This window comes from Neisseria sp. HMSC067H09, from assembly GCF_001814135.1.
In the GTDB taxonomy this organism is placed as follows: Bacteria; Pseudomonadota; Gammaproteobacteria; order Burkholderiales; family Neisseriaceae; genus Neisseria.
Window position 1 is genome coordinate 1 of the sequence record NZ_KV814937.1, and the last position, 19,253, is coordinate 19,253.

At 48.6% G+C, this 19,253-nt stretch carries 23 protein-coding genes and 1 riboswitch; of the genes, 2 read left to right on the top strand and 21 right to left on the bottom strand.

Annotation, left to right across the window (positions count from 1 at the left end):
• The coding region (locus tag HMPREF2954_RS08875; protein WP_070689103.1) for an IS30 family transposase at positions 1 to 249 on the top strand (249 nt) is incomplete at its 5' end.
• A gap of 202 nt (positions 250 to 451) precedes the next feature.
• On the opposite strand, the gene HMPREF2954_RS13295 is transcribed toward HMPREF2954_RS08875, so the two are convergent.
• The 5 genes from HMPREF2954_RS13295 to HMPREF2954_RS08900 all read right to left on the bottom strand — a co-directional run bounded on the left by HMPREF2954_RS13295 (position 452) and on the right by HMPREF2954_RS08900 (position 8,366).
• On the bottom strand, positions 452 to 3,697 hold the full coding sequence (locus HMPREF2954_RS13295) for a tetratricopeptide repeat protein (protein ID WP_321178160.1): 3,246 nt from the start codon (positions 3,695 to 3,697) through the stop codon (positions 452 to 454).
• 45 nt (positions 3,698 to 3,742) lie between these two features.
• The gene (gene polA, locus HMPREF2954_RS08885; protein WP_045075367.1) at positions 3,743 to 6,553 is read right to left on the bottom strand and encodes a DNA polymerase I; all 2,811 of its coding nucleotides are present in this window, start codon (positions 6,551 to 6,553) and stop codon (positions 3,743 to 3,745) included.
• A 206-nt stretch (positions 6,554 to 6,759) separates the two neighbouring features.
• Positions 6,760 to 7,548, bottom strand: coding sequence for a thiazole synthase (locus tag HMPREF2954_RS08890; RefSeq protein WP_070689104.1), 789 nt, complete (start codon positions 7,546 to 7,548; stop codon positions 6,760 to 6,762).
• Positions 7,549 to 7,632: 84 nt separating this feature from the next.
• Positions 7,633 to 7,827, bottom strand: a complete 195-nt coding sequence (gene thiS / locus HMPREF2954_RS08895; RefSeq protein ID WP_003684673.1) for a sulfur carrier protein ThiS — start codon at positions 7,825 to 7,827, stop codon at positions 7,633 to 7,635.
• A gap of 185 nt (positions 7,828 to 8,012) precedes the next feature.
• Positions 8,013 to 8,366: a winged helix-turn-helix transcriptional regulator gene (locus HMPREF2954_RS08900; RefSeq protein WP_003684634.1), complete on the bottom strand. Its 354-nt coding sequence runs from the start codon at positions 8,364 to 8,366 to the stop codon at positions 8,013 to 8,015.
• Between the two features lie 104 nt (positions 8,367 to 8,470).
• Here HMPREF2954_RS08900 and HMPREF2954_RS08905 point away from each other — a divergent pair, with 104 nt between their 5' ends.
• On the top strand, positions 8,471 to 9,490 hold the full coding sequence (locus tag HMPREF2954_RS08905; protein ID WP_045075362.1) for a zinc-binding alcohol dehydrogenase family protein: 1,020 nt from the start codon (positions 8,471 to 8,473) through the stop codon (positions 9,488 to 9,490).
• 132 nt (positions 9,491 to 9,622) lie between these two features.
• Here the strand turns inward: HMPREF2954_RS08905 and thiE are convergent, their stop codons facing one another.
• The 16 genes from thiE to rplR all read right to left on the bottom strand — a co-directional run bounded on the left by thiE (position 9,623) and on the right by rplR (position 19,247).
• Positions 9,623 to 10,240, bottom strand: coding sequence for a thiamine phosphate synthase (gene thiE, locus HMPREF2954_RS08910; RefSeq protein ID WP_009310972.1), 618 nt, complete (start codon positions 10,238 to 10,240; stop codon positions 9,623 to 9,625).
• Between the two features lie 16 nt (positions 10,241 to 10,256).
• Positions 10,257 to 10,904 (bottom strand): nuclease-related domain-containing protein, encoded by a 648-nt coding sequence (locus tag HMPREF2954_RS08915; RefSeq protein WP_009310973.1) that lies wholly within the window; start codon positions 10,902 to 10,904, stop codon positions 10,257 to 10,259.
• A gap of 140 nt (positions 10,905 to 11,044) precedes the next feature.
• Positions 11,045 to 11,503, bottom strand: coding sequence for a methyltransferase family protein (locus HMPREF2954_RS08920; protein WP_045075359.1), 459 nt, complete (start codon positions 11,501 to 11,503; stop codon positions 11,045 to 11,047).
• A gap of 51 nt (positions 11,504 to 11,554) precedes the next feature.
• Positions 11,555 to 12,649 (bottom strand): FAD-dependent oxidoreductase, encoded by a 1,095-nt coding sequence (locus HMPREF2954_RS08925; RefSeq protein WP_045075358.1) that lies wholly within the window; start codon positions 12,647 to 12,649, stop codon positions 11,555 to 11,557.
• 106 nt (positions 12,650 to 12,755) lie between these two features.
• A riboswitch (TPP riboswitch) is annotated at positions 12,756 to 12,865 on the bottom strand.
• A gap of 302 nt (positions 12,866 to 13,167) precedes the next feature.
• Positions 13,168 to 13,545: a 50S ribosomal protein L17 gene (gene rplQ, locus HMPREF2954_RS08930; RefSeq protein ID WP_045075356.1), complete on the bottom strand. Its 378-nt coding sequence runs from the start codon at positions 13,543 to 13,545 to the stop codon at positions 13,168 to 13,170.
• Between the two features lie 24 nt (positions 13,546 to 13,569).
• The gene (locus HMPREF2954_RS08935) at positions 13,570 to 14,556 is read right to left on the bottom strand and encodes a DNA-directed RNA polymerase subunit alpha (RefSeq protein ID WP_019271040.1); all 987 of its coding nucleotides are present in this window, start codon (positions 14,554 to 14,556) and stop codon (positions 13,570 to 13,572) included.
• Positions 14,557 to 14,581: 25 nt separating this feature from the next.
• Positions 14,582 to 15,202, bottom strand: a complete 621-nt coding sequence (gene rpsD / locus HMPREF2954_RS08940; protein WP_003742907.1) for a 30S ribosomal protein S4 — start codon at positions 15,200 to 15,202, stop codon at positions 14,582 to 14,584.
• A 15-nt stretch (positions 15,203 to 15,217) separates the two neighbouring features.
• Positions 15,218 to 15,613 (bottom strand): 30S ribosomal protein S11, encoded by a 396-nt coding sequence (rpsK, locus tag HMPREF2954_RS08945; RefSeq protein ID WP_002216249.1) that lies wholly within the window; start codon positions 15,611 to 15,613, stop codon positions 15,218 to 15,220.
• Positions 15,614 to 15,632: 19 nt separating this feature from the next.
• Complete coding sequence (gene rpsM / locus HMPREF2954_RS08950) at positions 15,633 to 15,995, bottom strand: 30S ribosomal protein S13 (protein ID WP_003749295.1); 363 nt, start codon at positions 15,993 to 15,995, stop codon at positions 15,633 to 15,635.
• Positions 15,996 to 16,060: 65 nt separating this feature from the next.
• Entirely contained in the window at positions 16,061 to 16,174 is a 114-nt protein-coding gene (gene rpmJ / locus HMPREF2954_RS11855; protein WP_003697674.1) for a 50S ribosomal protein L36, read from the bottom strand.
• A 19-nt stretch (positions 16,175 to 16,193) separates the two neighbouring features.
• Positions 16,194 to 16,412 carry a translation initiation factor IF-1 gene (gene infA / locus HMPREF2954_RS08955; protein ID WP_002215452.1) on the bottom strand — a complete coding sequence of 73 codons (219 nt, stop codon included), beginning with the start codon at positions 16,410 to 16,412 and terminating at the stop codon, positions 16,194 to 16,196.
• Positions 16,413 to 16,416: 4 nt separating this feature from the next.
• On the bottom strand, positions 16,417 to 17,730 hold the full coding sequence (secY, locus tag HMPREF2954_RS08960) for a preprotein translocase subunit SecY (protein ID WP_036529768.1): 1,314 nt from the start codon (positions 17,728 to 17,730) through the stop codon (positions 16,417 to 16,419).
• Positions 17,731 to 17,743: 13 nt separating this feature from the next.
• Positions 17,744 to 18,178: a 50S ribosomal protein L15 gene (gene rplO / locus HMPREF2954_RS08965; RefSeq protein WP_003775851.1), complete on the bottom strand. Its 435-nt coding sequence runs from the start codon at positions 18,176 to 18,178 to the stop codon at positions 17,744 to 17,746.
• Between the two features lies 1 nt (position 18,179).
• Positions 18,180 to 18,365: a 50S ribosomal protein L30 gene (gene rpmD / locus HMPREF2954_RS08970; RefSeq protein WP_003759717.1), complete on the bottom strand. Its 186-nt coding sequence runs from the start codon at positions 18,363 to 18,365 to the stop codon at positions 18,180 to 18,182.
• The gene (gene rpsE, locus HMPREF2954_RS08975) at positions 18,358 to 18,876 is read right to left on the bottom strand and encodes a 30S ribosomal protein S5 (RefSeq protein WP_003684704.1); all 519 of its coding nucleotides are present in this window, start codon (positions 18,874 to 18,876) and stop codon (positions 18,358 to 18,360) included. Before rpsE ends, rpmD begins: the two co-directional genes overlap by 8 nt.
• A 17-nt stretch (positions 18,877 to 18,893) precedes the next feature.
• Positions 18,894 to 19,247 (bottom strand): 50S ribosomal protein L18, encoded by a 354-nt coding sequence (rplR, locus tag HMPREF2954_RS08980; RefSeq protein ID WP_045075353.1) that lies wholly within the window; start codon positions 19,245 to 19,247, stop codon positions 18,894 to 18,896.
• Between the last annotated feature and the right edge of the window lie 6 nt (positions 19,248 to 19,253).

The following is a 19,253-nucleotide window of genomic DNA, read 5'->3' on the forward strand; positions in this document are numbered from 1 at the left end:
GCATTAAAGGCGGAAACCTATTTTTGCCGCCCTTGCCATTCGTGGGAGAAAGGGCTGAATGAGAACATCAACGGACTCATCCAGCAATATTTCCCCAAACAGACCGATTTCCGAAACATCAGCGATCGGGAGATACGCAGGGTTCAAGATGAGTTGAACCACCGGCCGAGAAAAACACTTGGCTACGAAACGCCAAGTGTTTTATTCTTGAATCTGTTCCAACCACCGGTACCCTGGTGTTGCACTTGAAATCCGAATCTAAGGTCGTCTGAAAACGAGAGAAACCAGTTTTCAGACGACCTCAGATGGTTTTTGGGTTTCAACTACCGCGTGCATGCGTACCGTACACACCTACACCCGATGCCCGGTTTCAACCGTCAGATTCTCGAATCTGACGGCTTTTGAGGTGGCAGCGGCTTTTGTCGGATACAAGTATCCGACCTACTGCCGGCTAATCCTTCTTAATCGGCGGATTGGCATTAATCGGCAACGACGAGAGGGACACTTTAACGTTTGGATAATATTTCCGCATTAAGTGCTGAAACACTTCCGCCTTGCGCTCTTTTCCGCTCTTTTCGTAATTCGTCCCCAAAATGACTTCGTCCACAATATCGCGTATATCGGCATAGGGTAGATAGACGGATTTTGTGGTTTCGCAATATTCGATTTTGTCCGAACCGATTTGTTCGATTTTCAACAGACGGAATTCTTCCTCGTCACGGAAAGCAAAATCTTTAAACAGATAGCGGATATATTCCAAAGCTTTTTTGTCTTCATCGCTGATATTATTGGATTTTTCCATTAACTCCATCAACGCTTCTTCAAGCTTGTCGATACGAAATTGATGCCAACTTGGATTTTTCCCTACAGGCTTTAATCGGATACCAAAACTTTGATTATTCTTATTCAACAACCATTTCCCACATTTCTCTTCAGCAATATATTCATCGTGATAAGCGATATAAGCTACCTGATAAAGCGGTAGGTTTTCATCTTCTGAATCCGCTACATCTGCCTCTACTGATTCTTCAAAATCTTCATTCAGTTTGTTTATAAAACTTCGGAACGAAGCAAAAACATCTGATTCTTTCAACCAATCTCCGTTTTTATTAAATACCAAGCAGCAGCCTGATGCTTCCACGCCGTTTTCTTTGCCATACAGGCGGAACTGGTTCAAATCGTTTACGCGGCTGGAGAAACAGGTAAAGAAAGCATTATAGGCAGGGCAATCAGCCTTGTTTTCCAATTCCAAATCCTGCAGACTCAACAACCCCAATAGCCCTTCTCCTTCAGTTGGGTCGTTCATATAAGTGGAGCTACCAATTCTCATCGGACTAACCTTGTTACTATCAACAGGACCTTTATCATTAGTTTTATCACTAACAATCCCAAATAATCTTTCGCATACGGAAGGCGAAGTGTAGTGGGCAAGAGGAATTGATCCTAATTCCATAGGTGGGATATTTAAAACTGCCAGAATGGTGGAGATGGCCGTTGTTAAATCTCCTTCTTTATTTTCAAATAGGTTTTCCTGTATTTCCTGCTTTTTCCATTTGAAATATCTTTCCCATTTTTGTTGATGGGAATAGATTTTCCTTAAAAAATAAAGGTAACTGCTCTTGTTGTTCTGCTTGTTACCTGATAGCGGTAATTGTTTGGAACGCTCCAATCGTTGTTGGAAATGCTCAGCAGCCTGTTCAAACAGCACAGCTGCCTCCCTTCCTTCTACTTTCATAGCCTGTTCAAAATAACAACGACCAAGCCAAGATTGGGCATTATTTTGTTCTTGAATTCTGTTTAGTTTGTTTACCATCTGCTCTGTAAGCTCCAACCATTGTTGGAAATGTTTGACTGCCTGCCCAAACAGCTTAGTTACTGCTTCCCCTTCAGCTCTCATAACTTGTTCAAAATAACAATGACCAAGCGAAGCTTGGGCATAGATTTGTTCTTGAATACTGTTTTGTTCGTCTGCCAGCTGTTCGGCAAGTGCCAATTGCTGCTGGCGGTGTTCAACAGCCTGCTTAAACAACTTAGCTGCCACCTCTCCTTCGGCTTTCATGGCTTGTCCACAATAACAACTGCCAAGCCCAGATTGAACATTATTTTGTTCTTGAATGCTGTTTTGTTCATCTGCCAGCTGTTTGGCAAGTGTTAATTGTTGTTGAAAATGTTCGATGGCCTGTTCAAACAACTTAGCTGCCACCTCTCCTTCGGCTTTCGTAGCCTGTTCTGCATAACACCGACCAAGCCAAGATTGGGCGCTGTTTTGGCTATGAATGCTGTTTTGTTTATCTGCCAACTGTTTGGCAAGTTTCAACCATTGGTATTGATGTTCAATGGCCTGTTCAAACAACTTGGTCGCATCGCCTTTGACTCTCATGGCCTGTTCTAAATAACAACGGCCAAGCCAAAATCGGGCATTAATTTGTTCTTTAAGGCTGTTTTGTTCGTCTATTAACTGCTCAGCAAGTCCCAATTGCTGTTGATAATATCCAACAGCCTGTGCGAACAACTGATCCAAATCCTTACCTTTGGTTTTCATTGCTTGCTCTAAAGAGCAACAACCAAGCCAAGATTGAGTATGAATTTGTTTTTGAAAACTGTTTTGTTCATCTGCCAGCTGTTCAGCAAGCGCCAATTCTTTTTGGAAGTATGCAACAGCTTGTGCAAACAACTGATCTGCTGCCTCTCCTTTGGCTTTTATCGCCTGTTCTAAATAACAACGACCAAGCCAAGATAAGGTGTCCTGTTGTTGTTGAATACTGTTTTGTTCGTCTGTCAGCTGTTTGGCAAGTTTCAATTGCTGTTGGTGGTATTCAACAGCCAGCTCAAATAACTTAGCCGCAGACTCTCCTTCGGCTCTCGTAGCTTGTTCGAAATAACAACGTCCAAGCCAATGTTGAGCATTAATTTGCTCTTGAAAGCAGTTGGTTTCGTCTGCCAGCTGTTTGGTAAGTTTCAACTGCTGTTGAAGATGTTTGACAGCCTGTTCAAACATCTTGGTCACATCGCCTTTGACTCTCATGGCCTGTTCGAAATAACAACGGCCAATCCAAAATTGGGCATTATTTTGTTCCTGAATGCTGTTTGGTTCATCTACCAGTTGCTCGGCAAGTTTTAACCATTGTTGGAAATGTTCAATGGCCCTCCAAAACAACTGATCCGCAGCTTCTCCTTTGCCTTTCATGGCCTGTTCGAAATAACAACGACCAATCCAAGGCCGAGCATAGATTTGTTCTTGAATACTGTTTTGTTCGTCTGCCAGCTGTTCGGCAAGTGCCAATTGCTGTTGGTAGTGTTCAACAGCATACCCAAACAAATTAATCGTATCCTCTCCTTCAGTTTTCATGGCCTGTTTGAAATAACAACGGCCAAGCGCAGCTTGGGCATAATTCTGTTGTTGAATACAGTTTTGTTTATCTTCCAGCTGTTTAGCAAGCGCCAATTGCTGTTGGTAGTGTTCAACAGCATACCCAAACAACTTATTCATCTCCTCTCCTTTGGCTTTCATGGCCCGTCCTAAATAGCAACAGCCAAGCCAATATTGAGCAGTCATTTGCTCCTGAATTTGGGTATTTTTGTCTTCAACAGTATCCAAAGCCTGATTCAGCATCTCTATCGCTTTATCAAATTCTTTGTTATTAAAGGATGCTACGCCTTCTCTGATTAAAGCTTCAATTAAATCTTGAACATTCATTACCTTATCCCTTTCTCAAAACAATCTGTTAAACGCCATACCATCTCAATGCGCCTCTTCCCAATTCATTCCCACACCAACCTCAGCCACCAGCGGCACGTTCAACATCCCTTCGTCCACTTTCGCCATCATCTGCGGTAGTTTTTCTTTAACCAAATCCAGTTCGGCTTCGGGTACTTCCAGCACCAATTCGTCATGCACCTGCATAATCAGTTTGCTTTTCAGGCAGTCCCACGGGGAGGCTTCGCACTCTGAAATCAGCCAGCGGGACACGTCTATCATGGCGCGTTTGATGAGGTCGGAGGCGGTGCCTTGCATGGGGGCGTTGATGGCGGCGCGTTCGGCTCCTGCGCGGGCGTTGGCGTTTTTGTTGCGGATGTCGGGCAGGTAGAGGCGGCGGCCGAACAGGGTTTCGACGAAGCCTTGGGCGGCGGCTTGTTCTTTGGTGCGCTGCATGTATTCGGCGACGCCGGGGTAGCGGGCGAAGTAGCGGTCGATGAAGGTTTTGGCGGACAAGTTGTCTATGCCCAGCGATTTGGCGAGGCCGTATTGACCCATGCCGTAAATGAGGCCGAAGTTGATGGTTTTGGCGTAGCGGCGTTGTTCGGACGAGACGTCTTCGGGGGCGATGCCGAATACTTCGGCGGCGGTTCGGCGGTGTACGTCTTCGCCGTTTTGGAACGCGGCGATGAGGGTTTTGTCGCCGGAGAGGTGCGCCATGATGCGCAGCTCGATTTGGGAATAGTCGGCGGAAACGATGACGCTGCCTTGCGGTGCGGTGAAGGCGCGGCGCACGCGGCGGCCTTCGGTGGTGCGGATGGGGATGTTTTGCAGGTTGGGGTTGTTGCTGGCGAGGCGGCCGGTAATGGCGACGGCTTGGGCGTAGGTGGTATGCACACGGCCGTCTTTGGGGGAGATCATTTCGGGCAGTTTGTCGGTGTAGGTGGATTTGAGTTTCGCCAGGCTGCGGTTTTGCAGGATGATTTTGGGCAGGGGGTAGTCGGGCGCGAGCTGTTCGAGCACGGCTTCGTTGGTGGAAATGCCGCCTTTGGCGGTTTTTTTCAGGCCTTTGGTGGGGATGCCCATTTTGTCGAACAGGATTTCTTGAAGCTGTTTGGGCGAGTTGAGGTTGAACGGCTGGCCTGCGGCGGCGTAGGCTTCTTGTTCGAGCTTCATCAGCTCGGCGCCGAGCTCCGCGCTTTGGCGGGCGAGTTCGGCACGGTCGATTTGCACGCCGTTGCGTTCCATTTCAAACAATACCTGCGCGACGGGCAGCTCCATTTTTTCATACATTTCAAGCTGTTTGGCGTCCATTTGCGCGCGCAGGTGTGCTTCGAGGCGCAGGGCGAAATCGGCGTCTTGGGCGGCGTATTCGGTCGCCTGTCCGATGGCGACGTCGGCAAAACCGATTTGTTTCGCGCCTTTGCCGCACAGCGATTCGTAGGTAATGGTTTCCAAGTCCAGCCAGCGTTCGGACAATTCGTCCAAGCCGTGTCCGAGATGGCTCTCGATGATGTAGGAAGCGAGCATGGCGTCGCCGGCAATGCCCTTCAAGGCGATGTCGTAGTTGGCGAAAACGTGTTGGTCGTATTTGAGGTTTTGCCCGATTTTTTTCAGGGCGGGGTTTTCCAAATGCGGTTTCAGACGACCTAATACGTCTTGCAAATCAAGCTGTTCGGGCGCAGCCGTCAGGCCGTGTCCTACGGGAATGTAAACCGCTTCGCCCGCTTGGAACGCAATGCTGATGCCGACCAGCGCGGCGTTCATCGCGTCTAGGGACGTGGTTTCCGTATCGATGCCGATTGTGTCTGCCTGCGCCAGTTTGTCCAACAAGGCGGCAAACTGCGCTTCGGTGGTAACGGCCTGATAATCCAGTTTTTCGGGCGCAACGGCTTTTTCAGGTAGCCTTTCAGACGACGTTTCCATGTCCAACGCCGCCTGTTCGCCTATCGTATCGCTGCCGAACAAATCGCCGTCCGCTGCTTCGTGCATACGGCTTTCTGCTTCTTTCAGCCAAGTGCGGAAGCCCCAGCGTTTGAAATCGACCGCAAGCTGCGACCATTTCGGCGAAGTGCGGCGCAGGCTTTCGAGGCCGTCTGAAAGCTCGGTGTGCAAGTCCACATCGGTTTTAATCGTCACCAAATCATACGAAAGCGGCAGTTGGGGCAGCGCGGCTTGCAGGTTTTCGCCGACCTTGCCCTTGATTTCCGCAGCGTGTTCCATCACGCCGTCCAGCGAACCGTAAGCTTCCAGCCATTTCACCGCCGTTTTCGGGCCGCACTTCTCCACGCCCGGCACATTGTCCACCTTGTCGCCCATCAGCGCGAGATAATCGCGGATTTGGTCGGGGCGCACGCCGAATTTCGCTTTCACGCCTTCAATGTCCAGCGTTTCGCCGCTCATCGTGTTCACCAGCGTCACGCGCTCGTTCACCAGCTGCGCCATGTCCTTATCGCCGGTGGACACCACCACATTCCAACCCGCTTCGCCGGCCATCGCTGCCAGCGTGCCGATAACGTCGTCCGCTTCCACTTGCGGAATCACCAGCACCGGCCAGCCCATCAACCGCACCAAATCCGGCAAGGCTTCCGCCTGCGGGCGCAAATCATCCGGCATCGGCGGGCGCGTCGCCTTGTAGTCGGGGAACATCTCGTGGCGGAAATTCTTGCCCTTCGCATCAAACACCACCGCGCAATAATCGTGCACATAATCCGCCCGCAGCCGGCGCAACATGTTCAATACGCCGTAAAGCGCACCCGTCGGCGCACCGTCAGGCGCGGACAACTGCGCCATCGCGTGATAAGCGCGGTAAAGATAAGAAGAGCCGTCAACGAGAAGGAGTGTGGGTTTGGACATGGTGAACCTGCTTGAAATAAGTGAAAAATAGATGGACGGATTATAAAGGAAAAGACAAGAGGTCGTCTGAAAGCAAGTTTTCATGGCATAACACGTTCCACTCAAAACGCCCTCCCCTTTCTACATCCATACCGTTAGACATTGCCGTAAAAAAGGTCGTCTGAAATTTCAGACGACCTTTTTACATACCCTCAATATGTTATTTATCAATACTCCGCCGAATGCCAAAACGGCTGCCCTACGGTCGGCGTACTGGCTTGAGCTTTGGTACGCGCTTCGACCGGTTCGGCTTCAAATGCCAGCCGTCCGGATTCGACGGCGAGTGCGAAGGCGCGCGCCATGTTGACGGGGTTGCCGCTGCGGGAAACAGCGGTGTTCAGCAATACGCCGTCAAAACCCCATTCCATCACTTGCGCCGCCTGCGAGGGCAAACCCAAGCCCGCATCGATAATCAGCGGCGTGTCGGGCAGGCGTTCGCGCAGGACCTTCAGCGCATAGGCGTGAACCGCGCCCAAACCCGTGCCGATCGGCGCCGCCCACGGCATCAGCGCCTGACAGCCCGCGTCGAGCAGGCGGCGGCAGGCAATCAGGTCTTCGGTGCAATAAGGCAGCACTTTGAAGCCGTCTTTAATCAGGATTCCCGCCGCTTCGACAAGCTGGAATACATCCGGCTGCAACGTGTCGTCATCTCCGATGAGTTCGAGTTTGATCCAATCGGTTTCAAACACTTCCCGCGCCATCTGCGCCGTCGTTACCGCTTCCTGCACGCTTTGGCAGCCTGCTGTGTTCGGCAGCACGGGGACGCCGCTTTCTTCCAACAGCGACCAAAACCCCTGACCGTGCGCCTCGCCTCCGCTTCCCGCACGACGCAGCGAGACGGTAATCATCGCGGGGCGGGCGGTTTGGACGGATTGTTTGAGGATTTCAGGGGTCGGGTAGGCCGCCGTGCCGAGCAGCAGCCGTGAAGGGAAAGTTTCTCCGTATAGGGTGAGCATGATGGGTTCCTTTTGTCCTGATTTAAATTTAATCCACTATAACGTTGTTTTTGAGACAGGGGTCGTCTGAAAAGACAAAACCGCCTAGCCGCCGACCACCGGCCGCACGATATCGACTTTGTCGTTTTCGTTCAAAACCGTTTCCGCATACGCGCCTTTGGCGACAAATCCGGTATTCACCGCGACGGCAAAAGGCTTTTGCGGCGCGGTTTGGGCGATGAGGTCGGCAACGGTTGTGCCGTGAAGTTCGGCGGGTTCGCCGTTTAAGATGATGTTCATGGTTTCTCGATATTTCGTATGTATAGTGGATTAACTTTAAATCAGAACAAGACGACGAAGCCGCAGACAGTACAGATAGTACGGAACCGATTCACTTGGTGCTTCAGCACCTTAGAGAATCGTTCTCTTTGAGCTAAAGCGAGGCAACGCCGTACCGGTTTAAAGTTAAGCCACTATAAGTTTCTTTATTCGCGATGCGCCTGCTCTTGCTTGAATCCGTCGCCCCATTCCTTCAATGCCGTCAGCACAGGCGCAAGCGTTTTGCCGTAGTCGGTCAGGCGGTATTCCACACGCGGTGGGACTTCGGGATACACAGTACGCAAAATGATGCCGTCGGCCTCCAATGCGCGCAGTTGCGCGGTCAGCGTGCGTTGCGACACATCGGGCAGGATGCGGCGGATTTGGTTGAAGCGCAGTGTGCCGTCCGTGTGCAGGCGGTAGAGTATCGTGCCTTTCCATTTGCCGCCGATGACGGAAAGCGCAGCTTCCACCGAGCAGCCTTCGGCACAGTCGTAGCTTGGGTGCGGTGTGCGGGGCATGGCAGTATCCTTTATGTAACTATCTGAAAAATAAGTGCGTTCTTGTTAATGGTGTGCTTCAGGCGCATGATACACGCTTTCAGACGACCTAACAGGAGAACATTATGAAAGCCATCGGTTTCAACCGCCCTTTGCCCGTTTCCAACCCTGAAGCCCTGCTCGACATCGAAATGCCCGAACCCGAACTGCGGCCGCACGATATTTTGGTTGCCGTGCAGGCGGTTTCAGTCAATCCTGTCGATGTGAAAGTTCGGGCGGCGCATACGCCTGCGGCAGGGCAGTACCGCGTATTGGGTTACGACGCGGCAGGCATCGTTCAGGCGGTCGGCAGCGAAGTGCGGCATTTCAAAGTCGGCGACGAAGTGTATTACGCGGGCGCCATCAACCGCCAAGGTTCGAACGCTCAATTACAGGCAGTGGACGCGCGCATTGCCGCCAAAAAGCCGCGTTCGCTGGATTTTGCCCAAGCCGCCGCGCTGCCACTGACGGCGATTACCGCATGGGAAACGCTGTTCGACCGCTTGGACGTCAACAAACCCGTGGCAGGCGGCGCCAATGCGCTGCTCTTAGTCGGCGGCGCAGGCGGAGTCGGCTCGCTTGCCATCCAGTTGCTGAAAAAGCTGACCGACATTCAGGTCATCGCCACCGCTTCCCGCCCCGAAAGCCGCGCGTGGGTGAAGGAACTGGGCGCGGATTTCGTCATCAACCATCATGAAAACATGGCGGAACGGGTTGCCGCGTTAAATATCGGCGCGCCGTCGTTTGTTTTTTCCACCAACCATACCGACCGCCATCTGCCGCAAATCGTGGAACTCATCGCCCCGCAAGGCAGAATCGCACTGATTGACGACCCCGAAACGTTGGACGTGAACCCGCTCAAAGGCAAAAGCCTGTCGTTGCATTGGGAATTTATGTTTACCCGTCCGCTGCGCGAAACGGCAGACATCGAACGGCAGGGCGAAATCCTGGCCGAAACCGCGCGGCTGGTGGACGAAGGCATCATCCGCCCGACCGCCACCCAAATCCTGCACGGCATCAATGCCGCCAACCTGCGCCGCGCACATGAGATGCTGGAACGCGGAGATATGATTGGCAAACTGGTGGTGGAAGGCTGGGACAACTGAATTCGCCGATTATTCTTTGCGCCGTTATACCCGCTTCTGCCTGTATAGCATCCGAAATGACGGCAATCGAATATCCTAGCAATCGAATATCCTAATTGAGCAGGTCGTCTGAAATTTGGCTTTCAGACGGCCTTATTCATCCCACAAAGCCTGAAACGCTTTAACCACCGCTTCGGGATTTTCCGCTTCGGTAACGGCGCGGACGACGGCGAGTGAAGAAACGCCGGTTGCCAGCACATCTTCGGCGTTGTTCAAATCGATGCCGCCGATGGCGACGACGGGCGTGCCGCGTGCCTGTTTCACATATTCGCGCAGTTTATCCAAGCCTTGCGGGGCGGTGGGCATTTGCTTGGTCGTGGTCGGGAAAATCGCGCCGCTGGCGACGTAGCTGGGGTGTACGGACAGGGCGCGGTCGAGTTCGGCGACGGAGTGCGTACTCAAACCCAAACGCAAACCGGCGGCGGCGATGGCGGCAAGGTCGGCGGTGTCCATGTCTTCCTGTCCGAGATGCACGCCGTATGCGCCCGCTTCTATCGCCTCGCGCCAGTGGTCGTTGATGAAAAGCTGCGTGCGGCCGCCCCGACAGGCGGCGACGCAGCGGGCGATTTCGCGTTTCAATTCATCACCGTGCAGGGTTTTGCAGCGCAGTTGCACCGTGTCGGCACCTGCTTTGACCATGCGCTCCACCCAATCGGCAGTGGGAACGACGGCGTAGAATTTGAGCGGGGATTTTAGGGGCGGGAAGGTCATGGGGTGTCCTTTTAAGTTATCGCTGATGGCGTTCCTGCAGGCGTTCGGTATGCGCCCGCAGTTTTTCGCCGTCGGCTTGGTATTCGTTTGAAGACAGCACGGCAGTTGCCGCTTCTATTTCCTGCGGCAGCAATAAGGTCGTCTGAAAACGTCTGATATAGGATGCTGCCTGTCTGATACGGCAGACATTCGGCGGCATTTGCGTTTTCAGTTCACAATCGCCGAGGAAAACCACCATCGAATGAAATTTTTCTTCCGGCAGTTGCAGCAGTTCGGATAATGCCTTGATGTGTGCGTAATTCTGGCGCAACGGATTTTGAAAGTAGTGTTTCTGCTTATAGACGACTTGTGTCCATTTCGATTGCTTCTCGCTGCCGAAAATCCAACCTGTGTAATTCTTGGTTTCCATGACAAATATCCCGAAAACCGAAACATAAATATGGTCGATTTGCGTCGTGCCGCTGCGGGACGGAATAATCAAATCATGAAATTCGATATAGGTTTCTTCATCCAAATCTTTTCCGATTACTGAACGGACTGCCCGTTCGCCTATGCGTCCTTTCACTTTGGGGTTTTGGAGCAGCGCTTTCAAAAGAAGCAGGGGAATGACGAGCAGGAAAATCCAAAAGATACCTGACAGGTTTCCTATTGCTTGTTCAATCATGACGTTTTCCTTTTTGTTTTATTGTTTAATGAAAGTGAGCCTGGTATAGCCATCTGATGAGGTCGTCTGAAAACATCGAGTATTCACATTCATGCCGTAAAGTAGAAGACGGGTGATACTTGATTGGAAGCTCCCCCTTCTTATAACCAACGGCGAACGCGCCGACAGTAAGACTCGTACTCTGCACCGAATTTCTGCGCCAAAACGCGTTCTTCGGGCATGATTTGAAAGCGTGTCATATAGGCAACAAATGCAACCAAAAACAACCATGGCAGCGGGTGCGCCAAATAGCCCGCCCATGCGACCAGCCAGCAGCCCATACCCGCATACATCGGGTTGCGGCTGAAACGGTACACGCCGTCTGAAACAAAGTGTTCAGTTTGTTCGGGGTTGAACGGGCTGACAGTCGTGCGCACACGGCGAAACGCCCACACACCTAATACGCCCAACGCCGTCCCAAATACCATCAAAACAACCGACAGCAATATAGGAAAGCGCGGCAGTATGCCGGCCAACGCCGACACTTGGGCAGAGATGTACATCAACAACGCACAAATAAAACATATCGCCGGCGGCGGAATTTTAGTTTCTAAATTCATATTGTTACCTTTATAAAACGGATAGCGCGACGTTTTCAGACGACCTCAAACTTATTTTTCAATATACGCCAAACCGCTTTCTTCATCACGTTCGGGCACGTCTTTTCCGTCAAACAGTGCCACTGCCAATCTGACGGCGGCGGCGGTTACGGCGGGGGAAATCATGAAGCCGTGACGGAAAAGGCCGTTGATTTCAATCAGGCGTCGGGCGCGGCTGTAACGGATTTCGGGGTTGTGGTGGTTGAGCGTTGGGCGCAGGCCGGTGGCGATTTCGAGGATGTCGGCTTCGCCGAAGGCGGGGTGGACGGCATAGAGTGCGGACAAGAGTTCCAATCCGGAACGCACGCTGGCGGGGGCTTGGCTTTCGCTTTCGATTTGGGTCGCGCCGATGACGAAGACGTGGTTTTCTTTCGGGGCGATGTAGAGCGGATAACGCGGGTGGAGCAGGCGTACAGGGCGGTTGAGCGTGATTTCGGGCGTATAAACCCGCGCCACTTCGCCGCGTATGCCGCGCAGGGTGCTGGTGTGTCCGGGAGATTGGTTCCACGCGGTTTTTGCACCGTAACCGCGGCAGTCGATCAGCCAGTCGTATTGGGCTTGCAGGTCTTCGGGGACGCATTCGTGTTCCCAATGGCAAGGGACGTTCAGCCCGTCCAAAGCGTCGGCAAGTGCAGACAACATCTGTCGTCCGTCGAGCTGGCCTTCGGTCGGCAGGTAGATGCCGTCTGAAAAACGTCCTGCGAGTTGCGGTTCGCGTTCGGCGATGTCGTCGGCGCGCCAACGGACGATTTCGTCATCCGCTACGCCGCCGCGTTTGAGATGGCGGACGAACTCGCTGGATAATGGCTTGTCCTGCCCGTGCCACACAATCAGGCTGCCGTTTTCCTGCATCATGGTCGGCGTTTTCAGACGACCTTTGATGTTGCGCCAAAGCGGAATGCTCTGTCTGCCCAGTTTGATGACTTCAGGCGTAGCTTCGACCGCTTCCGCAGCAGGCGCGAGCATGGCGGCGGCAACATAAGCGGCGGCGTGTTCGCTTTTGCGCCCGCCTTTGTCAAAGAGGGCAACCGATAAACCTTGTTCTGCAAGTTGTAAGGCAGTCAGACGGCCGCAGAGGCCGCCGCCGAGAATGGCGATACGGGGCATGGTGGATTCCTTTGTAGTATTGTGCAGTCGGGAAGACGAAAGATAAGACGGAAGCGGAATCCACCGAATAGCGGGAAATGCGGGAAAGGGAACGGAAGCCTTTTCAGGCGTTTGACAGCTTGTTTCCTACGCAGGCATTACCCCGACAGGTTCTACGGATTCCGCTGTTGCGGTCTCAGCTGTTTGCGGGAACAAGCAGCACTCCGACAAGAAAAATATGAAGTTTATACAGATTTGTTTATTTTGGCAAAAGATCGTCTGAAAATACAAGTTTTCATGAAGTAAAATACTTTAAAAAAGTAATTTTCCAAATCAATCTTGGCACTTTGTCCAAATGAAACGCTCTATTAAAGAAATTTGTTTCAAAACACGAAAATGAAAAACTTCAAACACAAACAAATAACGATAAATAAATAATTACCTAAACTAAAAAATAATTTATAGCATGCAATTCAACATCTTGAATTACCAATAAAAAATGTCATCCGCAATGCGGATGACACTTAATTCCGAAGCAATTATTCGCTAACTGTATTATCAGCTTTATCAACCAATTCAACGAGTGCTAATGGGGCATTATCGCCTTTTCGGAAACCATACTTCAGCACACGAACATAGCCACCATTTCGGGTAGCAAAGCGAGGACCCAATTCATCAAACAATTTAACCACAACATCACGATCACGAGTGCGGTCAAATGCCAAACGACGGTTTGCCAAGGAAGGTTTTTTACCCAATGTAATCAAGGGTTCTACTACGCGGCGCAATTCTTTAGCTTTAGGCAAAGTTGTCACAATAGTCTCGTGAGCCAACAATGAGTTCGCCATATTACGCAGCATTGCAGCACGATGGCTGCTTGTACGGTTTAATTTGCGGTTACCATTACGATGACGCATGTCATTATCCTTTAATCTTCAAACTTACGGCTTTTCTAAGCCTACAGGCGGCCAAGCTTCCAATTTGGAACCTAGTGTCAAGCCTTTAGATGCCAACACTTCTTTGATTTCATTCAAAGATTTACGACCCAAATTCGGAGTTTTAAGAAGCTCTGTTTCAGTACGTTGAATCAAATCGCCGATATAATAAATATCTTCAGCTTTCAGACAATTAGCTGAACGCACAGTTAATTCCAAATCATCTACCGGACGCAGCAGGATAGGATCAATAGGAGGAGCTTTTTCTTCAACTTCTTCTACTGGAGTACCTTGCAAATCAGCAAAGATAGACATTTGATCAATTAAAATACGAGCGGCACTACGTACAGCTTCTTCAGGATCAATAGAACCATCAGTTTCAATATCCAAAACCAATTTATCTAAATCCGTACGCTGCTCTACGCGTGCAGGTTCAACTTCAAAGCTAACACGACTGATGGGCGAAAAGCTCGCATCCAACTGAATTGCACCAATCTGGCGGTTTTCATCGCGCACAACACGACGACCGGAAACAGATTGATAGCCACGCCCCTGCTCAACTTTGATTTCCATCTCAATTTGACCATTCTCGGCCAAATGACAAATAATATGCTCAGGATTTAAAATTTCCACATCATGTGGCAATTCGATATCACCGGCAACTACTGCACCGGCCCCTGACTTTTTCAAAGTTAACTGAACTTGGCCACGCCCATGCAGCTTAAATACAATACCTTTGACATTCAACAAAATATCGACGACATCTTCTTGAACGCCATCAACAGTAGAGTATTCGTGCAATACACCGGAAATAGCCACTTCAGTAGGAGCAAAACCATTCATGGATGACAGTAAGATACGACGCAAAGCATTACCTAAAGTATGACCAAAACCGCGCTCAAACGGCTGCATGGATACTTTTGCACGAGTTGTAGATAAAGTATCGACATCAATTTGACGAGGTTTCAAAAATTCGGTTGTGCTATTTTGCATTTAACTGTCCCTCACTGAGCTAGCGTTATTTAGAGTAGAATTCTACCACCAGCTGTTCATTAATATCGCCAGTTAATTCTGAACGATCCGGCATATTTTTAAATACGCCTTCCAATTTGTCTGCATCAACAGAAACCCAGCTTGGTAAACCGATTTGAGTTGCCAGACTTAAAGCCTCCTGGATACGAACCTGTTTTTTAGCTTTCTCACGAACAGCTACAACATCACCGGCTTTAACTTGGAAAGAAGGAATATTTACAACCTGACCGTTAACGGTAATTGCTTTATGAGAAACCAGCTGACGCGCCTCAGCACGAGTCGAGCCAAATCCCATGCGATATACTACATTATCCAAACGAGACTCTAACAATTGCAGCAGCAATTCACCAGTAGAGCCTTTACGTCGATCTGCTTCTGCAAAATAGCGACGGAATTGACGTTCCAAAACGCCATAAATACGACGAATTTTTTGCTTTTCACGCAATTGCAAACCATAGTCGGACAAACGCGGTTTTTTTGCGCCGTGCTGACCAGGAGCGGAGTCCAGTTTACATTTAGAATCCAAAGAACGACGAGCGCTCTTCAGAAATAAATCAGTGCCTTCTCGACGTGCTAATTTACATTTAGGGCCAATATAACGTGCCATGTTTCAATCACTCCTTTAAATACGACGTTTTTTAGGCGGACGGCAACCGTTATGAGGCAACGGAGTAACGTCGGTAATACTGGTAATTTTAAAACCAAGAGCGTTGAGTGCACGTACAGAAGACTCTCGACCAGGACCAGGGCCTTTTATACGAACTTCTAAATTTTTAACGCCATATTCTTGGGCAACTTTACCAGCTGCTTCTGCAGCCACCTGAGCTGCAAACGGTGTACTTTTACGAGAACCTTTAAAACCAGCGCCGCCAGAGGTAGCCCAAGACAATGCATTGCCTTGACGGTCAGTGATTGTAATGATGGTATTGTTGAAGGAAGCATGTACATGCACAATACCTTCGCTTACGGTTTTACGTACTTTTTTACGTACACGCGAAGCTGTGTTTGCTTTAGCCATTAATAAAATTCCTTAAAAATTATTTTTTACCAGCAATCGCTTTACGCGGACCTTTGCGGGTACGAGCGTTTGTGCGAGTGCGTTGACCACGACAAGGCAAACCTCGACGATGACGGAAACCACGGTAACAACCCATGTCCATCAATCGTTTGATGCTCATCGTTACCTCACGGCGCAAGTCACCTTCCACTTCATATTTGGCAACTTGTTCACGCAAAGCGTCTAATTGAGCCTCGTCCAAATCTTTTGCTTTTGTAGTGGGAGCAATATTTGCTGCCTCGCAAATTAATTTAGCACGAGTAGCACCAATACCATAAATAGCCTGCAAGCCAATTACGATATGTGCATTATTAGGGATATTTACCCCTGCAATACGAGCCATATTTTTTCCTTTAAACGGCAAAGTTCGTCACTATACCACAAAGTCTTGCTAAAAGAAAATTTCCCTTAACCTTGACGTTGTTTGTGACGAGGATCAGTACAAATTACACGAACCACTCGATTACGACGGATAATCTTACAGTTGCGGCAAATTTTCTTTACAGACGGTTGTACACGCATTATCTTTCCTTATATCGTTTTATCTAGCTCGGAAGACTATCCGAGCCCGAGTTAAATCATAAGGTGTCAGTTCTACCGTCACCTTATCCCCAGGAGAGATCCGGATATAGTGCATACGCATTTTCCCGGAAATATGACCTAATACAATATGGTCATTCTCAAGCTTTACTTTAAAAGTTGCGTTAGGTAGAGTTTCAAGAATCTCCCCCTGCATTTGTATGGTATCTTCTTTAGCCATAATTCTACTTACGTGATAAAGATTTCATATCAAGACCGCTCATTAAACTCTCATATTGCTGAGTCATGCGGTAAGAGTTAATTTGGGTACTAAAGTCCATTGTAACCACGACTAAAATCAGTAAAGATGTACCACCCAAATAAAAAGGAACATTCAAAGCTGTTGTCAAAAATTCTGGAATTAAACAAATAGTTGTAATATATAATGCACCAAACAAAGTGAGGCGCAATACAACCTGCTCCAGATACTGAGAAGTTTGCTTACCAGGTCGAATTCCCGGTACAAAAGCACCGCTTTTCTTCAAATTCTCTGCCATTTCTTTTGGACTAAAAACTAAGGCTGTATAAAAATAGCAGAAGAAAATAATTGTCACTGTAAATAACAAAATATATAAAGCTTGCCCATGCTGAAGCAAACCAGCAATTTTATGCAACAAACTACCTGTATCATTAGAACCAAACCAGCTTAACAAAGTGGATGGAAACAAAATAATACTTGACGCAAAAATAGGAGGAATGACGCCTGCCATATTCAACTTAAAGGGCATATGCGTATTAGAACCTTGCATTACACCACTACCAATTTGGCGTTTCGCATAATGTACGGGAACTTTACGCTGCGCACTTTCAAAATATACAACAATATAAATTAATAGCAATGCACCAATAACAATTGACACAGCCGTAGGCATACCAATTGATCCTTGGCTCGTTAAAGCTAATAATCTTGCTATACCGGAAGGAATACCGGCAGCGATACCAGCAGTAATAATCAAGGAAATGCCATTCCCAATCCCACGCTCCGTAATCTGCTCACCTAACCACATCAGGAACATTGTACCTGTGACTAAGCTCACTACCGTAGAAATATGGAACTCCAAAGAATTAGTGACAACCACACCTTGCTGGAATACAAAGGTAGCTACACCAAAACTCTGTAAGATAGCTAATAGTACTGTACCGTATCTTGTATATTTTGTAATAACTTTTCGACCTGCCTCCCCTTCCTTTTTTAATGCCTTTAAAGAAGGAATAATTTCAGAGGCCAATTGAACAATTATTGATGCTGAAATATATGGCATTATGCCAATTGCAAATATACTAAAGCGCTCTAACGAACCACCAGAAAACATGTTCAACATGCCTAGTATGCCGTTCCCAGCGCTTTCGTATAATTTAGCTAAAGCAACAGCATCTACGCCAGGTACTGGGATATGGGCACCAATACGAAAAACAACTAACGCCCCTAAAAGAAACGTTAGACGTTTTTTCAGATCTCCAAATTTGGACAAGCCTGATAAAGATTGTTGATTAGCCACTATAATGCAAGCCTTATTCTTCCACTTTACCACCAGCAGCTTCAATTGCTGCTTTAGCCCCTTTAGTGGCTTTAATGCCCTTCAGGACAACAGCTTTTGAAAGCTCACCAGAGGCAATAACTTTCACATTGGAAACAGTTGTAGGAACCAACCCAGCTTGCTTGAGAACTAATACATCAATCTCATTCACAGCGAGTAAGTTCAATTCACTCAAACGAATCTCAGCGTTAGCAGCAGCAGTCAAAGATTTGAAACCACGTTTTGGTAGGCGACGTTGCAAAGGCATTTGACCGCCTTCGAAACCTACTTTATGAAAACCACCAGAACGGCTTTTTTGACCTTTATGACCACGGCCACCAGTTTTACCTAAACCACTACCAATACCACGACCTACACGACGACGAGCGTGAGTAGCCCCCTCAGCAGGTTGAATAGAATTTAGAAACATATCAAGACTCCACTTTCAACAAGTAGCTGATTTTGTTAATCATACCACGGTTTTCAGGGGTATCTAAAACCTCTACTGTATGCTCACGATGGCGTAAACCTAAACCACGAGCACATGCACGATGAGATTCAATTGTACCAATCAGGCTCTTCACCAATGTAACTTTAATCTTTTTTTGCTCAGTCATGGTTTGCTCCCAAAATGTCTTCTACTGTTAGGCCACGTTTAGCAGCGATATCAGCAGGTGTATATAACTTAGACAAGCCATCTAATGTAGCTCGTACAATGTTATAAGGGTTTGTAGAACCATGCACTTTAGCAGAAATGTTATGAATACCCATAGCATCAAAAACTAAGCGCATAGGACCACCTGCCTTTACACCACTACCTTCTTTAGCGGGTTGCATAAAGACTTTAGTAGCGCCATGACGCCCAATAACCTCATGATGAATCGTACCATTTTTTAGAGGTACTTTAATCATAGAGCGACGAGCCTGATCCATTGCTTTTTGAACAGCTACCGGCACTTCTTTTGACTTACCTTTACCCATACCAATACGACCATCCCCATCACCAACAACAGTTAGCGCAGAGAAAGCCATGATACGACCACCTTTAACTACTTTAGTTACGCGATTAACTGCGACCATTTTTTCAATCAGGCCGTCACCACGTTCTTCAATTTCATGTTTTGCCATCTGAAAGTCTCCAATTATTAGAAGCTTAAACCATTTTCACGTGCAGCTTCAGCCAAAGCTTTCACTCGACCGTGATATTGGAAACCTGAACGATCAAAAGCAACTTTTTCCACACCTACTGCTTTAGCTTTCTCAGCAATGCGCTTTCCTACTACTGCAGCTGCCTCGATGTTGCCACCAGATTTCAGACTACCACGCACTTCAGCTTCCAATGTAGAGGCTTGAGCCAATACTTTATCACCTTCAGCACTAATTACTTGAGCATAAATATGATTATTGCTACGGAACACACATAATCTTACCATTTTCAAGTCCGCAATACGTGCACGGGTTTTGCGTGCACGACGGAGTCGGGTTGTATGTTTATCCATTAGTGA

Excerpts from the sequence above, each read along its gene's own strand:
- HMPREF2954_RS08925 (WP_045075358.1), bottom strand. The coding sequence starts at position 12,649 with ATGCCCCGTATCGCCATTCTCGGCGGCGGCCTCTGCGGCCGTCTGACT.
- HMPREF2954_RS13295 (WP_321178160.1), bottom strand. The coding sequence starts at position 3,697 with ATGAATGTTCAAGATTTAATTGAAGCTTTAATCAGAGAAGGCGTAGCA.
- rpsE (WP_003684704.1), bottom strand. The coding sequence starts at position 18,876 with ATGGCAAAACATGAAATTGAAGAACGTGGTGACGGCCTGATTGAAAAA.
- rpsK (WP_002216249.1), bottom strand. The coding sequence starts at position 15,613 with ATGGCTAAAGCAAACACAGCTTCGCGTGTACGTAAAAAAGTACGTAAA.
- infA (WP_002215452.1), bottom strand. The coding sequence starts at position 16,412 with ATGGCTAAAGAAGATACCATACAAATGCAGGGGGAGATTCTTGAAACT.
- HMPREF2954_RS08905 (WP_045075362.1), top strand. The coding sequence starts at position 8,471 with ATGAAAGCCATCGGTTTCAACCGCCCTTTGCCCGTTTCCAACCCTGAA.
- thiE (WP_009310972.1), bottom strand. The coding sequence starts at position 10,240 with ATGACCTTCCCGCCCCTAAAATCCCCGCTCAAATTCTACGCCGTCGTT.
- HMPREF2954_RS08920 (WP_045075359.1), bottom strand. The coding sequence starts at position 11,503 with ATGAATTTAGAAACTAAAATTCCGCCGCCGGCGATATGTTTTATTTGT.
- thiS (WP_003684673.1), bottom strand. The coding sequence starts at position 7,827 with ATGAACATCATCTTAAACGGCGAACCCGCCGAACTTCACGGCACAACC.
- HMPREF2954_RS08915 (WP_009310973.1), bottom strand. The coding sequence starts at position 10,904 with ATGATTGAACAAGCAATAGGAAACCTGTCAGGTATCTTTTGGATTTTC.
- rpmD (WP_003759717.1), bottom strand. The coding sequence starts at position 18,365 with ATGACTGAGCAAAAAAAGATTAAAGTTACATTGGTGAAGAGCCTGATT.
- polA (WP_045075367.1), bottom strand. The coding sequence starts at position 6,553 with ATGTCCAAACCCACACTCCTTCTCGTTGACGGCTCTTCTTATCTTTAC.
- rpsD (WP_003742907.1), bottom strand. The coding sequence starts at position 15,202 with ATGGCACGTTATATTGGCCCTAAATGTAAATTAGCACGTCGAGAAGGC.
- HMPREF2954_RS08890 (WP_070689104.1), bottom strand. The coding sequence starts at position 7,548 with ATGCTCACCCTATACGGAGAAACTTTCCCTTCACGGCTGCTGCTCGGC.
- rplO (WP_003775851.1), bottom strand. The coding sequence starts at position 18,178 with ATGTTTCTAAATTCTATTCAACCTGCTGAGGGGGCTACTCACGCTCGT.
- HMPREF2954_RS08935 (WP_019271040.1), bottom strand. The coding sequence starts at position 14,556 with ATGCAAAATAGCACAACCGAATTTTTGAAACCTCGTCAAATTGATGTC.
- HMPREF2954_RS08900 (WP_003684634.1), bottom strand. The coding sequence starts at position 8,366 with ATGCCCCGCACACCGCACCCAAGCTACGACTGTGCCGAAGGCTGCTCG.
- rpmJ (WP_003697674.1), bottom strand. The coding sequence starts at position 16,174 with ATGCGTGTACAACCGTCTGTAAAGAAAATTTGCCGCAACTGTAAGATT.
- rplQ (WP_045075356.1), bottom strand. The coding sequence starts at position 13,545 with ATGCGTCATCGTAATGGTAACCGCAAATTAAACCGTACAAGCAGCCAT.
- rplR (WP_045075353.1), bottom strand. The coding sequence starts at position 19,247 with ATGGATAAACATACAACCCGACTCCGTCGTGCACGCAAAACCCGTGCA.
- rpsM (WP_003749295.1), bottom strand. The coding sequence starts at position 15,995 with ATGGCTCGTATTGCAGGGGTAAATATCCCTAATAATGCACATATCGTA.